Annotated in this window: 19 protein-coding genes; 4 read left to right on the forward strand and 15 right to left on the reverse strand. The window is 59.4% G+C overall.

The window, feature by feature from the left end:
• Window position 1 precedes the first annotated feature (1 nt).
• The 15 genes from ACOTX7_RS06950 to ACOTX7_RS07020 form a co-directional block, all read right to left on the reverse strand.
• A complete protein-coding gene (locus ACOTX7_RS06950) occupies window positions 2-580 on the reverse strand; it encodes a DUF3261 domain-containing protein (RefSeq protein WP_221256598.1) in 579 nt (192 codons plus the stop codon).
• Window positions 577-2,898: an MMPL family transporter gene (locus ACOTX7_RS06955; protein WP_221256597.1), complete on the reverse strand. Its 2,322-nt coding sequence runs from the start codon at window positions 2,896-2,898 to the stop codon at window positions 577-579. The genes ACOTX7_RS06950 and ACOTX7_RS06955 overlap by 4 nt, the downstream gene beginning before the upstream one ends.
• Window positions 2,867-3,472, reverse strand: a complete 606-nt coding sequence (locus tag ACOTX7_RS06960; protein ID WP_221256595.1) for a LolA family protein — start codon at window positions 3,470-3,472, stop codon at window positions 2,867-2,869. The genes ACOTX7_RS06955 and ACOTX7_RS06960 overlap by 32 nt, the downstream gene beginning before the upstream one ends.
• Window positions 3,469-3,891, reverse strand: coding sequence for an acyl-CoA thioesterase (locus ACOTX7_RS06965; RefSeq protein WP_006812302.1), 423 nt, complete (start codon window positions 3,889-3,891; stop codon window positions 3,469-3,471). The genes ACOTX7_RS06960 and ACOTX7_RS06965 overlap by 4 nt, the downstream gene beginning before the upstream one ends.
• Window positions 3,892-3,894: 3 nt before the next feature.
• Window positions 3,895-5,586, reverse strand: a complete 1,692-nt coding sequence (locus ACOTX7_RS06970) for a glycosyltransferase family 2 protein (protein ID WP_221813288.1) — start codon at window positions 5,584-5,586, stop codon at window positions 3,895-3,897.
• On the reverse strand, window positions 5,577-5,927 hold the full coding sequence (locus ACOTX7_RS06975) for a hydroxymyristoyl-ACP dehydratase (RefSeq protein WP_221256592.1): 351 nt from the start codon (window positions 5,925-5,927) through the stop codon (window positions 5,577-5,579). Before ACOTX7_RS06975 ends, ACOTX7_RS06970 begins: the two co-directional genes overlap by 10 nt.
• On the reverse strand, window positions 5,914-7,260 hold the full coding sequence (locus ACOTX7_RS06980; RefSeq protein ID WP_221256590.1) for an AMP-binding protein: 1,347 nt from the start codon (window positions 7,258-7,260) through the stop codon (window positions 5,914-5,916). The genes ACOTX7_RS06975 and ACOTX7_RS06980 overlap by 14 nt, the downstream gene beginning before the upstream one ends.
• Window positions 7,253-7,813 (reverse strand): hypothetical protein, encoded by a 561-nt coding sequence (locus ACOTX7_RS06985; RefSeq protein WP_260630825.1) that lies wholly within the window; start codon window positions 7,811-7,813, stop codon window positions 7,253-7,255. Before ACOTX7_RS06985 ends, ACOTX7_RS06980 begins: the two co-directional genes overlap by 8 nt.
• 10 nt (window positions 7,814-7,823) lie before the next feature.
• Window positions 7,824-8,075 carry an acyl carrier protein gene (locus ACOTX7_RS06990; protein ID WP_022649680.1) on the reverse strand — a complete coding sequence of 84 codons (252 nt, stop codon included), beginning with the start codon at window positions 8,073-8,075 and terminating at the stop codon, window positions 7,824-7,826.
• 11 nt (window positions 8,076-8,086) lie between these two features.
• Window positions 8,087-8,344 carry a phosphopantetheine-binding protein gene (locus ACOTX7_RS06995; RefSeq protein WP_003861263.1) on the reverse strand — a complete coding sequence of 86 codons (258 nt, stop codon included), beginning with the start codon at window positions 8,342-8,344 and terminating at the stop codon, window positions 8,087-8,089.
• A complete protein-coding gene (locus tag ACOTX7_RS07000) occupies window positions 8,325-9,140 on the reverse strand; it encodes a lysophospholipid acyltransferase family protein (RefSeq protein ID WP_221256587.1) in 816 nt (271 codons plus the stop codon). The genes ACOTX7_RS06995 and ACOTX7_RS07000 overlap by 20 nt, the downstream gene beginning before the upstream one ends.
• On the reverse strand, window positions 9,137-9,859 hold the full coding sequence (locus ACOTX7_RS07005; protein WP_221256586.1) for a beta-ketoacyl synthase chain length factor: 723 nt from the start codon (window positions 9,857-9,859) through the stop codon (window positions 9,137-9,139). The genes ACOTX7_RS07000 and ACOTX7_RS07005 overlap by 4 nt, the downstream gene beginning before the upstream one ends.
• 125 nt (window positions 9,860-9,984) lie before the next feature.
• Window positions 9,985-11,034 (reverse strand): AI-2E family transporter, encoded by a 1,050-nt coding sequence (locus tag ACOTX7_RS07010; RefSeq protein WP_003861270.1) that lies wholly within the window; start codon window positions 11,032-11,034, stop codon window positions 9,985-9,987.
• 135 nt (window positions 11,035-11,169) lie between these two features.
• Window positions 11,170-11,727: a DcrB family lipoprotein gene (locus tag ACOTX7_RS07015; protein ID WP_003861272.1), complete on the reverse strand. Its 558-nt coding sequence runs from the start codon at window positions 11,725-11,727 to the stop codon at window positions 11,170-11,172.
• A 72-nt stretch (window positions 11,728-11,799) separates the two neighbouring features.
• On the reverse strand, window positions 11,800-12,465 hold the full coding sequence (locus ACOTX7_RS07020; RefSeq protein ID WP_006812293.1) for a 7-cyano-7-deazaguanine/7-aminomethyl-7-deazaguanine transporter: 666 nt from the start codon (window positions 12,463-12,465) through the stop codon (window positions 11,800-11,802).
• A gap of 169 nt (window positions 12,466-12,634) precedes the next feature.
• Between ACOTX7_RS07020 and tusA the strand changes: the two genes are divergently transcribed.
• The 4 genes from tusA to ACOTX7_RS07040 all read left to right on the forward strand — a co-directional run bounded on the left by tusA (window position 12,635) and on the right by ACOTX7_RS07040 (window position 16,292).
• Window positions 12,635-12,877 carry a sulfurtransferase TusA gene (tusA, locus tag ACOTX7_RS07025; protein WP_000130627.1) on the forward strand — a complete coding sequence of 81 codons (243 nt, stop codon included), beginning with the start codon at window positions 12,635-12,637 and terminating at the stop codon, window positions 12,875-12,877.
• 624 nt (window positions 12,878-13,501) lie between these two features.
• Window positions 13,502-14,473, forward strand: a complete 972-nt coding sequence (locus ACOTX7_RS07030) for a TRAP transporter substrate-binding protein (protein ID WP_000858957.1) — start codon at window positions 13,502-13,504, stop codon at window positions 14,471-14,473.
• 12 nt (window positions 14,474-14,485) lie between these two features.
• Window positions 14,486-14,995, forward strand: a complete 510-nt coding sequence (locus ACOTX7_RS07035) for a TRAP transporter small permease (RefSeq protein WP_001293225.1) — start codon at window positions 14,486-14,488, stop codon at window positions 14,993-14,995.
• Window positions 14,996-15,005: 10 nt separating this feature from the next.
• Complete coding sequence (locus tag ACOTX7_RS07040; protein ID WP_221256585.1) at window positions 15,006-16,292, forward strand: TRAP transporter large permease; 1,287 nt, start codon at window positions 15,006-15,008, stop codon at window positions 16,290-16,292.
• The last annotated feature ends 79 nt before the right edge of the window (window positions 16,293-16,371 follow it).

Genomic DNA, 16,371 nt, shown 5'->3' on the forward strand with positions numbered 1-16,371 from the left:
CTCAGTCACCCAGATATTGAATGGTGATGTGGTAGTGAAAAGCGTGCTGCGCAATGCTAATCGGTTCGCGCCTGCCGTTACGGTTCAGGTAGACAATTTCCGTGACCAGTTTGCCATCGGGGTTGCGCAGTTCGCGTCTGGTGTCAGTATCGTTCAGCGTCCAGCCTTTCGGCAACTGCGGCCGCCAGGCGCTGAGCGGCCAGTGGCTGAGCATCACGTCGGCCAGCACCTGGCTGGCGGGCGGCAGCTGCGGCATCACAACCGACTGCTCGGTGTGGATCCAGGTGTCGTCGTAGGTGGCGAGGAACAGGCGGATCCCGACGGAGGAGAGACCGGCAAGCGTCACTTTATCTCCGTCGGCGTTCAGCATCACCACCAGCGACTGGGTCTGGCCTTTAAAACTGCCGGTAAGCAACTGCTGCGCGCGGATAGCAGGCGTGATGCCCGGTGGTGGCAGCGTGACTCGGGTGCCCGGCTGGAGCCAGGCCTGGGGGCGCGCGTCATCGCGGTTCGTCGTATGGCTACAGCCCGCCAGCAGCAGGGCCATCATCACTGCCGCCAGGCGAATGAAACGGGTCATGGTAAGTTCTCTTTGTTAGTCGGCATCGCCAGCGGGGCGAGCAGGAACGCGGTGAAGATACCGCTCACCAGCACAATGCCAAAGCTGCTGATGGCCTGAGTGGTGCTGAACACCAGCATCCCCAGCGTCAGCAGGGTGGTCATCATAGCGAGGGTTATCGCCAGCATGGAGGTCAGCGGCGTGCCGCGCGGGTTGCTGAAAAACAGCGTGTAGTTGATGCCAATGCCGAGGACCAGCACCAGCGCCAGCAGGGAAAACAGATTAACCGGATGACCCGTCAAGGCCAACGTTGCCAGCCCGCCACCCAGCGACAGTACGGACGGCACCAGCGCCACCAGCCCTTTTCGCCAGCCGAGGCGCACCATCGCGCCGCAGGCAATCACCGCCAGCGCCACGCCCAGCAGCCCCGTCAACAGCGAGCGGTAGAGCGCAAACAGGCTGTCAAAGCTGGCCTTACGGTCAACCCAGACGACCCCGGGATGACGGGCGGCCAGCTCGCCGAGTGCGGCACTGTTTTTCACCCCATCGACCGGCACCAACACGCCGCTTGTGCCGTCCGGCAGCGTCAGCCACAGCAAACGCCAGCCCTCGCTGGCCGGGCTGGCGAGCCACGCTTCCACGCTGACAGGCATGGCGTTCAGGTTCGGTTCAACGGCGTTCAGCCCGGTGCTTTTCAGCATTTTCGTCACCGTTGGCGCGGCGTTACGCAGCAGATGCAGATCGCTTTTCTGCCGCGCCAGCGAATTCAGCGGCAGGGTACGCCAGCGGGTAAATGCCCCCGCCTGTTGCGCCTGCGCCAGCGCCGGGGTAAATGCCTCCAGCCGCTCCAGCGTTTCCTGCGCCGACGCGCCGTACACCACGAACCACTTCTGATCGACGTTCTGCCCGGTCAGGGCGGTGATGGTTTTTTCCTGCGCCAGAATGCCCTGCGGCAACGCCTGAAGCCGGGCGATATCGTCATCCACCCGCAGGCTGGCGATCCCGATGGCGGAGAGCAGCGCCAGCGCTACCGGCAGCCCGACAGCGAGGGCTTTCCTGTCGCGCCAGGCGTTCAGCCAGCGCTGCATCATCCCTCTCAGGGGAACCGGGCGGATCGGCATGCCCCGGCACAGCCACGGATGCCAGAAAATTACCGTCAGGCACGAGGCGCTCAGCCCTGCGGCGGCGAACACCGCCATCTGACGAATGCCGGGGAAGGGGGCCAGCATCATGAAGAGATACGCCACCACGGTGGTCAGCAGCGCCAGCAGCAGCGCGTTTCGCACTTTCGCCAGGCTTTGCCAGGGCGAGTGTTCCGCGCCGTGCACCATCCGTTCCGTGAGGAAGTAAATCGTATAGTCCGCCGAGATGCCGATGATGCTCATGCTCATCACCAGCGTCATCAGGTGCAGTTCACTGAACAGCAGGAGCGTCACGACCGTCCCCGCCAGCGCGCCGATGGCAATGGAGAGCAGGCTCAGCAGCAGCGGACGCACGGAGCGAAACACCGACACAATCAGCAGGATCATCCCGAGCACCGTGGCGACGCCGAGCGTGGAAATATCTCTTTTGGCCTGCTGGCTGGCGTAATCGCTGTAGAATACCGTCCCGCGCGAGAGCAGCTGCGCCTGTGGATACTGGCTTTTTAGCGCCTTCTGCAACGCGTTAAGGGTGGTCACGAACTGGTGGGTTTGCTGCATATCGAACGACGAGCCTGCCAGCTCGCCGTGCAGCAGATACCAGTAGTTCCCGGCCTCGTCTTTTGTCACCAGCCAGCCGTCCATCAGCTGCATCTTCTGGCTGTTCTTCGCCAGCGCGAGCTGCGCGCCGCGCATCAGCATCAGCGGATCGTTTTGCAGCTCCTTGCCGCTCACGCCGGAAAAGGCGGAGTAGAGCTGCGACAGGATCCACTGGGCCTGCGCTTCACCGCCGTTTTGCAGGCGGGCGCGGGTGGCCGGATCGATCAGGCCATTGCGGTGCTGCCAGAAGAAATCTCCCCAGGCCTGTTGCCCGGCGGCGTCCAGCGGACCTTTTACGACATTCAGCGCCTGGCTGCGTTGCAGCAGGGTTAACCACTGCTGCGCCACGCGCGGGTCCGGCTGTTTGCCGGGGCTGACGAGCCAGATAAGCTGGCGGTCGAGGCGCTGCATAAATCCGTCGTTGAGGGCGGGAGGGATCGCGCCGAGCGTCTGTTTCGGCAGCATGGCGAGCACGCTACTGTTCAGCCGTGCGCCGGGCAGCAGCGACAGCAGTACGCCCAGCAGGATCAGGCATACCGCGGCCCACAGCAGCGCCGGGCGCAGGGCGTTACGGTGCGGTAAAGCGCTGGCGTTCTGCATCGGTCAGGCGGGCGGGCGTCAGTTGGTGGCGGGAGAGGGCGATATCCGTCGTGTCGCCCTGCTTATCGTTCAGGCGAATGGATTCCAGATAGATCGCGCCCTTCAAATCCAGGGAGGTAAAAATCTTGTCCAGCGGCGTGGTGATGGGGGTCAGCACCAGCGACCAGCGGCCTTCGCCCAGGTCTTTGAAATCGATGCGGAAGTTCTCTTCCAGCACCTTGCGATCGGCCTGGAACAGCGCCCGCAGCAGGTGGTTGAACTGGAACATCTGCGGATTAGTGTCGGCGGTAATGGTTTGCGGCGGCTGACCGTTAACGATCTGCACCATCCGTTGGTCATCCAGCAGCAGCGTCATCGGGAACGGCGCTTTTTGATCCCACAGCAGGCCATTGTCACGGGCGATCAGCATCTCCCCCTGCGAGCGCAGCGGCTGAAGCATGTCCTTGATGGTGCGGGTCTGCTCAAAGTGCGCGCGCACCACCGGTTGCTCCGCAAACCGCTGTTGTAGTTCATCCAGCGTTACCGCGCTGACCACCGGGCTTATCAGTAGCGCGAGTAGCGTTATCCATTTCATGGCGCGATCCCCATACGTTCGAACAGAATGGCCGGGCTGACAAAGCACATCTCCCGGCTTGCTTCCTCCACCGCCACCTGAATGGTGTAGCCGGTGGTGGTGCGTTTCCCGGTTTGCGCGTCGAAGATTTGATAGGCGATGCGCAGACGGTTCTCAACCTCTTCAATGTGGGCGCGGACGCGAATGCGCTGCTCGAAAGTCACCGCATCGCGGTATTTCACCCGGGTATCCACCACCGGCCAGACGTAGCCGGACGCTTTCATCTGGCGATAGCCGTAGTCAAACTGGTTGAGCAGCGCTTCGCGGGCAATCTCAAAGTAGCGGAAGTAGTTGCCGTGCCACACCACGCCCATCATATCGACGTCGTGGAACGGAACGGTGATTTCAACTTCAGCCGTAAAGCGGGGATCGGTCAGCACCCTTTACTCCTTCTCGTTGACCTCTGGCAGCTGCCAGAAATCGAAAAAATTAAACCAGTCGAGCGGCGACAAGAGCGCGTAATGCTCCAGCCGCTGCGCATAGCGGTCGACGGTCTGCTGTAGCGCCTGCTGGCGTTCGCCGCGCGGCAGCAGCAGCGGGTCGGCAAACGGCTCGCAGTGCAGGGTCAGCTTTCCCTGCTGACAGAGGGCAAAAATCAGCACCACCGGGCAGCGCAAAATGGACGCCAGGATAAACGGCCCCTGCGGGAACGGCGCGGGCTGGCCCATAAATTCGCTCCATATCACCCGCCAGCTGCCGCCGCGCTGCGGGGTGACGGCGATGCGATCGCCCACGATCGCCACCCATTCGCCGCGATCCAGCTTCTCTTTAATGAGGATCGCAGTCTCCGGGCCAATGTCGGTGACCGGCATCAGGTGAATGCCCGCCTGCGGCGCCATCTCCTCCATCACTTGCTTAAAGCGTCTGGCGTTGTCGCTAAAGACCAGCGCGTTAATGGTTTTCGCCCCTTCGCGCTGGGCCAGCGCCCGGCAGGCTTCCACATCGCCAAGGTGCGACGCGAGCAGCAGTTTGCCCTGAGGATCGTCCAGTCCCAGCGCCTCCTGCGCGCCTGGCGCAAAGACCAGATCGCGATGGAGTTTCATTTCGCCCCGCCAGCTGGCCACTTTATTCAGCATGGCATGACCGAAGCGCAGGAAGTGGGAAAAACTGTTAAGCCGCGCGGGTTGCGGCATTTGCCGCTGTGCCATCACCGTTTTAACCCGCGCCAGCCACTGCTGCGACGCCAGACGCGCAGAGCGGGCGGTCAGCCAGTAGACGGCGGTAACCGGCCACAGCAGGATGGTGAACGCCTTTCGCCCCAGCAACTGCCAGACGCGCAGCATCAGGCGCATGCCCCATAGCCCTTTCACCTCCTGCTGCTGCGCCCAGTGCTGCGAGCGGCGACGCATCAGCAGGGAAGGAATGCGCGGCAGCATGCTGAGAAACAGACGGGTATGCATCCATGAGATGCGCACGTTGTCTTTCAGGGCATCAAAATGGGATACCCCATCCGGCGGATAGGTCACGCGGGTGGGCAGAAAATAGCTGGTGTTGCCCTGCCAGTAGAGGCGCACCATCACTTCGGTATCAAAATCCATCCGCCTGCCGAGCGGCGTGTCCGCCGCAAGGCGCAGGACCGGGGCTATCGGGTAAACGCGAAACCCGCACATGCTGTCTTTGAGTTGCAGGGAGAGGGTTTCAATCCAGACCCAGACGTGGGTGATCCAGCGTCCGTACAGGCGCGAACGGGGGATCGAATCATCGTAAACGGGCTGCCCGGAAATGAGCGCATCGGGATGGCGTTCAGCCAGCGCCAGCAGTCTGGGGATGTCTTCGATAGCGTGCTGCCCGTCAGCGTCCACCTGAACGGCGTGGGTGAAACCGCGATCGGCGCAGGCTTTCAGCCCCTGCATCACCGCCGCCCCTTTGCCGCTGTTTTCTGCCAGCCGCAGCAGCGTGATTTGCGGACGATCCGCCGCCAAATCCTCAAGCGTGCGGCGCGTGGTTTCATCGCTGCCATCGTCCACCACCAGACAGGGCAGATCGAAAGGCGCGAGGCGCGCCAGCACCGAAGCCATCATCGCCCCGTGGTTGTAGCACGGGATCAGCACGCAGGGACGGAAGGTTACTGACATAAGCGAATCTTCCCGCTGCTGGCGGTGTGGCGCGCGTTACCCGCATGGCGCTGATAGCTAAAGGTCAGCATCTGGCGTTCAGGCTGCCAGGCAAGGGCCAGCGTGACCGTGTTCTCCGGCAACAGCGGGGCGGCGAACTTTACGTTCTGAATACTGTGAAAACGGTAGCCCGGCGCCAGCGTGGTCGCGTAATGCATTACCCAGTCGAGCTGGGCGACGCCGGGCAGCAACGGCTGTACGGCGAAATGTCCCTTAAACCAGAGCAGGTCAGGATCAAGATAAAGGGTTATCTCCAGATGCTGTGGATCGGGCTGGAGGCGCCCGATTTCAGGGATCTTCATGAAACAACTCCTGTAGTTGCGCAGTCACGCGCTTGTTCATGCTGTTGACCGGAATTTCATCGACGATCCGCCAGTAGCGCGGCACGGCAACCGGTTCAAGCCAGGGGCGAAGGGCGCGACGCCAGGCAAGCACCTGCGCTTTTTTGCCCTGGTCGTGTTGCTGACGCGCCGCTTCATTCAGCACCAGCAACACGCCGATGCCCTGACGCCCGCCGCGCGTCACCGTCAGCGCGGCGGCCTCGCGGATGCCGTCCAGCGCCAGCAGGCGGCGCTCAATGTCATCGAGCGAAATGCGTTTATCTTCGATTTTGACCACCCGACCGCGACGCCCGACGAGGCTGAACTGCCCGTCAGCCGTGAAGTGCAGAATATCGTCCAGCGCGATCCCTTCCGCCTCGGGGATCAGCGGCGACGTCACGCGATCGCCGTGAAACGCCACGCCGGGGAAAGGCTGCCAGCGCGTGCTTTCCTCCTGACGGTAGCGCCAGGCCATAACCCCCGTTTCCGTACTGCCGTATATTTCATCCGGCCAGACGTTGAGCCAGGCCTGAACCGCAGTGACCTCCTGCCAGGGCAGAGCACCGCCAGCGGAGAAGAGCAGGTTAACGGGGGACGGCGTCAGCGATGCGTCCAGCCGCTTAAGGAACGCCGGGCTGCTGATGAAAAGATAGCGTTTATCGCCGGGAAGGGCAGAGAGCTGCTCGGCATAGTTGAGCAGGCTGGCATGCAGCGGCAGGCCGAGCGCCATGGGTAAGACAACACGAAACGTCAGGCCGTACAGGTGGTGCAGCACCACGGAAGCCACGACGTGACAGCCCGCCAGACGTTCACCAAAATGCGCCGCCAGCAGACGCGCCTCGCGATCCAGGCTGATAACCGGCTTACACACCCGCTGCGGCGCGCCGGTCGAGCCGGAGGTGTAAAGCTCAATCGTGCGCATCTCATCGATGGCAGGCAGCGGTGAAAAGGGATGGCCTGCCCGCTGAGCGGAAGTCACCCGCCGCTGTCGCCCCTGAAAATCGAGCGTGGTGTCGCTCAGGACGCCGCTAAACAGTGCCCGCTGTTCGTTAAGCTGCGCCGCCCGGCTGTGCCCGGGGAGGACGGGCGTTTTCCCCGCATGCAGCGTTGCCAGCAGGGCGACAATAAACAGATAGCCGTCTTCAAAACACAGCGCCCAGCGCTCGCCATCTTCATGACGCAGCGTGTCGACCAACTGAGTGACGTCGTGGCGTAAATCGCCAAGCGTCCAGAGGCGGCCGTCACGCCAGGCAACAGGGGTGTCGTCAGGGCGGGGCGCACTGAGCCACTGGCTAAGCGGAAGGGGGTTAAACATCGTTTTTCATCACCCGTTGTCGCACCAGCCACTCGCTGGCCATCAGCGTGCCCATCAGGAGATAGGCAATCATCCCGTTCCACAGCGTCCACAGACGTATGTCCGCATGTAAAACGGTAAACAGCGCGATGGCTCCGTTGACGATAAAAAACACGCACCATATCTGGGTAACCCGGCGCGTGTACCGTATCCCGACGGGGGAAAGATCCGGCTCACGCAGGCGCGCCAGCCGTTCAACGACAGGCATAGCCGTCCACAGCGAACCGCCAAACACCACCAGCATCACCAGATTCACCACCACCGGATAAAACAGTACCCACTGGTGCGCGTCCAGGACGTAGCTCGCCGCGCAAAGCACAATGCCAGCCAGCGCCACGCTCACGAACAGATAATGCAGGGGGCCGCCCTGCCGACGGGCCTGGCAGACGCGCAACAGCAGCACCAGCGCCATCACGGGCAGTATCCCGTGCAGGCTGTTATTCGCCAGCCCAAAGCCGATCAGAAACGGCCATGCCAGCAGCATCAGCCCCGTCAGGGCGGGAAGGATCGGCATCGAACGCACGTTACGCGTCGCGCTGAAGCTGTTCCACAACGTCCACGACGTCCTGCACCGTGCGCACCGCTTTAAAGGTTTCGGGCTTGATTTTATGGCCCGTTTTCTTTTGCAGGTGCACCACCATATCGACGGCATCAATGCTGTCGAGATCCAGGTCCTCGTAAAGCCGTGCCTCAGGGGTAATATCCTCCGGGGCGACTTCAAACAGGGTAATAAGAAGCGCAGAGACTTCCTGATAAATCGTTTGTTGTTCTGTCATGGCGGTCATTCTCAGGCGCGTTGTTGATGGATAAAAGCCGCGAGCGTGGCAACGGAGTAGAAGTGCTGACGCATCTCGTCACTTTCGGCAGAAAGCACTACGCCGTACTGATTTTTCACCGCCAGCCCCAGCTCAAGGGCGTCGATTGAGTCCAGACCGAGGCCGTCGCCAAAGAGCGCGGCGTCTGTATCAATATCCTCTGGGGTAAGTTCTTCCAGATTCAGCGTAGAGATAATGAGATTCTTAATTTCAAGATAGAGCGCTTGCATCTTTCGTTCCTGACAAAGATTGAAGACCGGTTGTTAACTGATGCTGCATATGCCGGTTTAACTGCCTTGCCGCCAGCGCGGGTTCGTGCTGACTCGCATCATAAAAATCATGAATGTTGATGCGTTCGCGAACATCCACGGTGAAAACAGGTTTGTTGGGGGGCACGTTATACCAGCTGCTCTGTTTATCCAGCATCCGTTCGCTACAGTGGATCACCACCACGCGCACGGCGCTGTTGCAGCGAACGGCGATATTCGCCGCCCCACGTTGCAGGGTAATGGCTTCGCCCACCCGGGTGCGGGTACCTTCCGGGAAGATAAGCAGGGTGTCGCCCTGGGCCAGACGCTGCTGGCTGGCGGTAAGCAGCGTGTCGGCTTCGCTGTTAATCAGATAGTCCGCCGCGCGGATCACGCCGCTGACAAACGGATTACGCAGCAGGGCGCTTTTCACCAGACAGTCGGTTTCGTTCATCACCGACGCCAGCAGGACGTAGTCCAGCAGCGAAGGGTGGTTCGCAATCACCAGACAGCCCCGCTCGGCGCGCAGAACGTCCAGGTTGTTGAAACGGTAATCCAGCACGCCCACCCCGCGCACCACCGCGAGGAACAGGCGAAAACTGGCAGAAATCGTGCGGCGTGCCAGGCGACGGCGTTGAGTGCGGTCGCGCTGGAAAATCAGCAGCAGGTTAAACCACACCAGCGACAGCGTCAGCCCGCCGAGGCCGAACAGGGCGAAGCACAATCCGGTCATCAGCATGCGCCATACCCAATCGAGGCGGGAACGTAACCCTTTCATTGGCGCGTCCATTGCCACAGCAGGCGCTCGCCCGGCAGGGTAAACTGGCGCTCGTCTCGCAGGTAATGGCGCAGGAACTGGAGGCTTTGCGGCAGCGCTGGCTCTTCAGGCGTGTGGTTGGGGTGCGTTTCACAGCTGAGCGTTTCTCCGGCCTCAATCACCAGCGCCAGCGCGTAGGGCCAGACGGGCATCTGCGGCGGCAGCCCGGCGTGATAAAAATCAGGCAACTGGCCGTCGAAATCTACCAGCAACACGCGGGAGTAGCCCGCATGCAGCAGGCTCAGCACGTCGCATAAGCTCTGCTGGAAGGTATCCATACCGGCGGATACCGACGAAGAGACAACCGGCTGACGCGCGGCGATAGTGAGATTGCCGACCGCCGAGTTGTGTACCGACATGGCAAAATCGGTCGGTGAAACAGGCTCTTCTGCCGCCAGAGCCTGAAGAATACGGAAATTACGCTCCAGTTCCCCATGACGGCTACTGTAGACGACGGCGTCGATGCGATGTTTGCGCAGCATCATCAGGCCAAGGTCAACGGCCAGCTTACTGCCTGAATTCAGGCGGCGGGCGGTCATCATCGGCAGATGGGTCAGTTTCGCCAGCGGTGCCGCGGGATCGATGGCGTCAGACCGGCGTGACCATGCCTGCCATTCGTCGGCATCGCTGAGTCCTGGCGCTCTTGCCTGCCAGTCGATAAGGGTAAGTGTAAATTTCATCTACGCGCGTCCGCGATAAACCTGTTTCTGTGACTTTTTCTTCGCCAGCGCGATTTGCTGCGCACATCGTACAATGTTGTCGTCGCGCTGGCGAATAAACGTCACTTTTGACCGTTTTCACCCGGTTATCCCGGCAAACGGCTTTTTGGCCGACCCGGCCCCAGCAGAATGGCGAGTTTACTGCCTCCTTTGGTGGTTTCCATCCAGATTTTACAGACGCTGGTGAGCGGCACGGAGAGCAGCATGCCCACGGGTCCCAGCAGCCATCCCCAGATCAGTAACGATAAAAACACCACCATCGTCGACATGCCAAGACGGTGGCCCATCATGCGCGGTTCGAGAATATTACCCAGCACCATATGCACGACGAGGAACAGCGCCCCTACCAGCATGCACTCATAAAAACCGTTAAACAGAAACGCCTGGATCATCGGCGGAACCGCAGAAAGCACCGCGCCGATATTGGGCACGTAGTTCAGTAAAAACGCCAGCACGCCCCACATCAGCGCGAACTGCACGTCCAGCAGTACCAGCCCCAGCCAGACGATCACGCCGGTCCAGAGGCTTAACAGGGTTTTCAGCGCCAGGTATTTAGAGACACCCTTCAGCGCGCGGTGCAAACCGGCAATGTGGATCTGCGGATTGTTCAGGGCAAAACGCAGTTTATACGGCACGTGGCGTACTTCGAACAGCATAAACACCACCGTCATTACCAGCAGCAGAATGCTGGCCATCGCCCCGGAAAGCCCGGTCATCAGGGTGGTGGCGTAGGTCATGACTTTCTCGGAATCCATTCGGCGCAGCATCCGTTCCGGTGAAATATGCAGATTCACGAACGGCAACATGCGCTGGAGATCGACCAGCTTACGCGTCAGCTCTTTATTGTACTGCGGCAGCATGGTGGAAAATTCGCTCAGCGAGGCGGCGAGCACGCCGAACAGCGCCGTCAGAACAACCAGCATCACCATCACCACAATGGTAATGGCAACCGGGCGGCTGATGCCCCGGCGTAAAAACCATGTCACCAGCGGGTTGAGCACAATGGCGAAAAACAGTGCCAGCAGAAGCTGAACAATGATATCCGCCGCCGCGTGGATACCCGCCAGGATAACCACCAGGCAGGCAAGTTTTAATAAAATATGAAGTCCGGCTTTATCGGGCGGGCTGGCAGTCATAAGAATTCCTTTTTCCGGGGGGCGTGTTAATTGTAGTGCGCCGGATGGGCTTCGTCTGGAGTGTTAGTCTGAAAGTCGTGGCAAAAAAATGGCCCCCGACGCAAGCGCCGGAGGCCACGGTAGCCTGGTGAACGATTACTGGATCACGAGGGTGTTAATGATGTTTTCAGCGGCGGTCTGCGCTTTCTGCTGATTATCTGCCGGCAGGGTGATCTGCATGGTCAGCAATTTATTATCGACTTTGCCGAGCACAACGGAGGAGTACGCGGTCTGGCCTTTGGCAGAGATGATGCTGTCCAGCTGTTGCAGCGTGTGGCCTTTCAGTTCAACAGACTTGTTGGTGACCACCTGAAGCTGCGGGTCGCGGCTGCGCTGCTGATCTTCCAGACGTTTAGCCAGCACGCCCAGATCTTCGCTGGTATCGTCACCGACAATCACAATCACCGCTTTTTGGCCGGTGGCATCGGAATAGACGTGCATGTTGTTCGCCTGGGTGCCCAGCTTACCGCTCTGGTCGGTCATGTCTGCGGGCAGAGAGAAACTGAGTTTGCCATCCATCAGGCTTACCGGCTGACCGGTGGCGTTGCTTTCTGCTGACGCGCCCTGAGCAGGCGTTTTGGTGTCGCTGTTATCACAGGCTGCAAGGCCAACAACCAGCAGGCCAATCCCGACATATTTAACCAGATTGCGCATTGACTTCTTCCTTTCGATAAACGGCCATAACGGCTCATTCGTTCATCTTATCACAACTGATAAAGCGAACCCTTAACCTGCCTGCAATGCGGAGATTTCAGATTTATCTGCCAGCCTTTTCAGCAGCATATTCAACAGCACACCGTACATCGGCAGGAAGAAAACCAGGCTGATAAGCACCTTAAAGGCGTAGTCCACCAGAGCAATTTCCATCCAGTGTTCTGCCATGAAGGCGTCCGGGCTGCGCCAGAAGGCGATGAAGAAGAAGGCCAGCGTATCGCTCACGTTACCGAACAGCGTGGATGCCGTCGGTGCCATCCACCAGCGATGATTCTGACGCAGGCGGTTAAAGACGTGAACGTCGAGGATCTGCCCCAGGGCATAGGCCATAAAGCTGGCGGCGGCAATACGCGCGACGAAGAGGTTGAAATGCATCAGCGCGTCGAAGCCCTGCCAGCTGCCCATGTAAAACAGCGAGGAGATAGCGTAGGAGACAAACAGTGCCGGGATCATCACCGCAAAAATAATCCGCCGCGCCAGCGGTGCGCCAAAGATGCGCACGGTTAAATCCGTCGCGAGGAAAATAAACGGGAAACTGAACGCGCCCCAGGTGGTATGGAAACCAAAAATGGAGATGGGGAGCTGTACCAGATAGTTACTGGAGATGATCACCAGCAGATGAAATAGCGAAAGCCAGAACAACGCCTTGACGCGCTGCGATTGTGTAAAGGAGTTCATATTGTACCTTTTTGATTAATATTTGGGGTGAGGGAACCCAATAAAGCCGCCGCATGATACTGCTTTGGCGACACTTTGCAATGGCTAATTTTCACGCAATCGTTAACCTGGTTTGCATTGGCGATAGCGGGGCGTAAACTACAGCCGTTTTTACCTGAACGAGAAGAAAATGACCGACCTGTTTTCCAGCCCAGACCACACGCTTGATGCTCAGGGCCTCCGTTGCCCGGAGCCGGTAATGATGGTGCGTAAAACCGTCCGTAACATGCAGAGCGGCGAAACGCTGCTGATCGTCGCAGATGATCCGGCCACCACCCGCGATATTCCCGGTTTTTGCACCTTTATGGAACATGAACTGGTGGCGCAGCAAACCGAAACCCTGCCGTACCGGTATTTGATTCGTAAGGGGTAAGTGTGGCCTGACGCCCTCATCCCGACCCTCTCCTACGGGGCTGAGGGTTCCCCACTAAATAATGCCTGCACAGACGGCCCCCTCTCCCTTGAGGGAGAGGGCTGGGGTGAGGGGGAACATACGGCTCTGGTGGTCATTCCGTTCACTTTATGTTCCTTGCTACTCTGTCACGACATGAGCGGTGAACGTGCCAGGGTGGCTCAGTCGCCACCACCCTGGCGACCCGGGCTTCCGGCGGTAAATCGCCGCTTCGCGGTGCCTTCGGCTTATTCCTTCCGGCTTATCGGGGACGGGCGGAGGTAACATCCCTGTAAAGCCCGCCCTCTCGGCGCATCCCTGCGCCTCGCCCCGGCCTACAGGAAACGCCTCAGCGATTTACAGCCGGACCGAGGCATCGCTGAAAGCCCTTAGTTATTCTGAGGCAACGTTATAGCTTTTGTTTTTAAATTACTGGGGTACTCTCTCCCACGAGGAGAGGGAGAAACCTTTCTAAACCATCGTTTCAAAATTTCGCGCTTTTTGTGAGGCGCTTCACCCTCTCTTTTCCAGCCGTAGTCTATTTTTTAAACGTCAAAAACTAAAACACCGTTTTAACGCTTATCTCACTACCCTGGAGTTGACTCAATGAAAACGACCCTCAAGCCGTTACTGGCCGCTCTGTGCCTGTCTGCTTTTGCCTGCACCGTCTCCGCGCAAACCATTAAAGCCGCCGATGTGCATCCTGAAGGCTACCCGAACGTGGTGGCGGTTCAGCACATGGGTGAAAAACTCAAACAACAAACCGATGGCAAGCTGGAGATTAAGGTCTTCCCCGGCGGCGTGCTGGGGGATGAAAAGCAGATGATTGAGCAGGCGCAGATGGGGGCGATTGATATGATCCGCGTCTCTATGGCGCCGGTAGCTGCCATCCTGCCGGATATCGAAGTGTTTACGCTGCCCTACGTGTTCCGCGATGAAGACCACATGCACAAGGTAATCGACGGGGATATTGGCAAGCAGATCGGCGACAAACTCACCGCGAACCCAAAATCCCGCCTGGTCTTCCTCGGCTGGATGGATTCCGGCACCCGCAACCTGATCACCAAAGAGCCTGTCCTGAAGCCGGACGATCTGAAAGGGAAGAAAATTCGCGTGCAGGGTAGCCCGGTGGCACTGGCCACGCTGAAAGCGATGGGGGCCAACGCGATCGCGATGGGCGTCAGCGAGGTGTACAGCGGCATGCAGACCGGCGTGATCGACGGTGCGGAGAACAACCCGCCAACCTTTATCGCCCATAACTACATGCCGGTCGCCAAAAACTACACGCTGAGCGGCCACTTCATCACCCCGGAAATGCTGCTCTACTCCAAAGTGAAGTGGGACAAACTGAGCGCTGACGAACAGCAAAAGATCCTGACGCTGGCCCGCGAAGCGCAGATCGAGCAGCGCAAGCTGTGGAACGACTATAACGCCCAGGCGCTGGCCAAAATGAAGGCCGGTGGCGTGCAGTTCCACGATATCGATAAAGCGGTGTTTATCAAGGCGACAGAGCCGGTGCGCGCGCAGTATGGCGATAAGCATCAGGATCTGATGAAAGCCATCGCTGACGTTCAGTAAGCCGGAGTACGTATGTCCGAACTCTACCTGAAGTGGATGGACCGTCTGTACCTGCTCGCCATGGCGGTGGCGGGTCTCTCGCTGCTGGTGATGACGATTGTGATCCCCATCGGCATCTTCTCTCGCTACGTGCTCAATCGCGGCGAATCCTGGCCGGAACCGATCGCCATTATCTGCATGGTGACGTTTACCTTCATCGGCGCGGCGGTCAGTTACCGCGCCGGGTCGCATATTGCGGTCAACATGCTCACCGACCGTCTGCCCGCATCGCTGCAAACCCTGTGCGCGCGGGTGGTGGATCTGCTGATGCTGCTGATTTCTGGCCTGATGTGCTGGTACAGCTACTGGCTGTGCGTCGAACTCTGGGAACAGCCGGTGGCGGAGTTTCCGCTCCTGACCTCCGGCGAAAGCTATCTGCCGCTGCCTGTCGGGTCGGCCATTCTGATCCTGTTTGTGCTTGAACGCCTGCTGTTTGGCTCACAGGAAAACCGTCCGGTCGTGCTGATCGGCAATCACACTTAAGGGGTGAACAATGGATGCTTTTGTTTTGTTATTCACCCTCGCCATTTTGCTGGCGCTGGGGATGCCGGTGGCCTTCGCCGTGGGCTTAAGCGCCGTGGCGGGTGCGCTGTGGATTGACCTCCCGCTGGAAGCACTGATGATCCAGATCACCAGCGGGGTCAATAAATTTACCCTGCTGGCGATCCCGTTCTTCATTCTTGCCGGGGCGATCATGGCGGAAGGGGGGATTGCCCGACGGCTGGTCAATTTCGCGTACATTTTTGTGGGCTTCATTCGTGGTGGGCTGTCGCTGGTGAACATTGTCGCCTCGACGTTCTTCGGCGCGATTTCCGGTTCGTCGGTGGCGGATACGGCGTCCATCGGCAGCGTGATGATCCCGGAGATGGAGAAGAAGGGCTATCCGCGCGAATACGCGGCGGCGGTCACAGCGAGCGGGTCGGTGCAGGCGATTTTAATCCCACCCAGCCACAACTCGGTGATTTACTCGCTGGCGGCAGGGGGCACAGTCTCCATCGCCACGCTGTTTATTGCGGGCGTGCTGCCGGGCCTGCTGCTGGGTATGGGGTTGATGGCCCTCTGCCTGTGCTTCGCCCGCAAGCGCGGTTATCCGAAGGGAGATAAAATCCCTTTCAGGCAGGCGCTGAAAATTGTGCTGGATGCCCTGTGGGGGCTAATGACGGTGGTGATTATCCTCGGCGGGATCTTGTCCGGGATATTTACCGCCACTGAATCTGCCGCCGTGGCCTGCCTGTGGGCGTTCTTCGTCACCATGTTCATCTACCGCGACTACAAATGGAATGAACTGCCGAAGCTGATGTGCCGCACGGTGAAAACCGTCACCATCGTGATGATTTTGATTGGCTTTGCGGCGGCGTTTGGCGCAGTGATGACCTACATGCAGTTGCCAATGCGCATTACCGAATTCTTCACCTCGCTGTCCGATAACAAATACGTGATCCTGATGTACCTCAACATCATGCTGCTGCTGATTGGCACGCTGATGGACATGGCGCCGATCATTCTGATCCTGACCCCGGTGCTGCTGCCGGTGACCAATGCGCTGGGGATCGACCCGGTGCATTTTGGGATGATCATGATGGTTAACCTGGGGATTGGGTTGATCACGCCGCCGGTCGGGTCGGTGCTGTTCGTGGCGAGCGCGGTGAGTAAGCAGAAGATCGAGCACGTTGTGCGCGCGATGCTGCCGTTTTACGGCATATTGCTGGTGATATTGGGGATGATTACCTATATTCCGGCGATTTCATTATGGTTGCCGGGGGTGTTAGGGATGCAGTGACGCCGTTTTATGCCGGGTGGCGGCTACGCCTTACCCGGCCTACGGTTACGGTTCGGAGATGTTGTAGGCCCGGTAAGGC

This window comes from Enterobacter cloacae complex sp. IR5418 (assembly GCF_049238105.1).
In the GTDB taxonomy this organism is placed as follows: Bacteria; Pseudomonadota; Gammaproteobacteria; order Enterobacterales; family Enterobacteriaceae; genus Enterobacter; species Enterobacter hormaechei.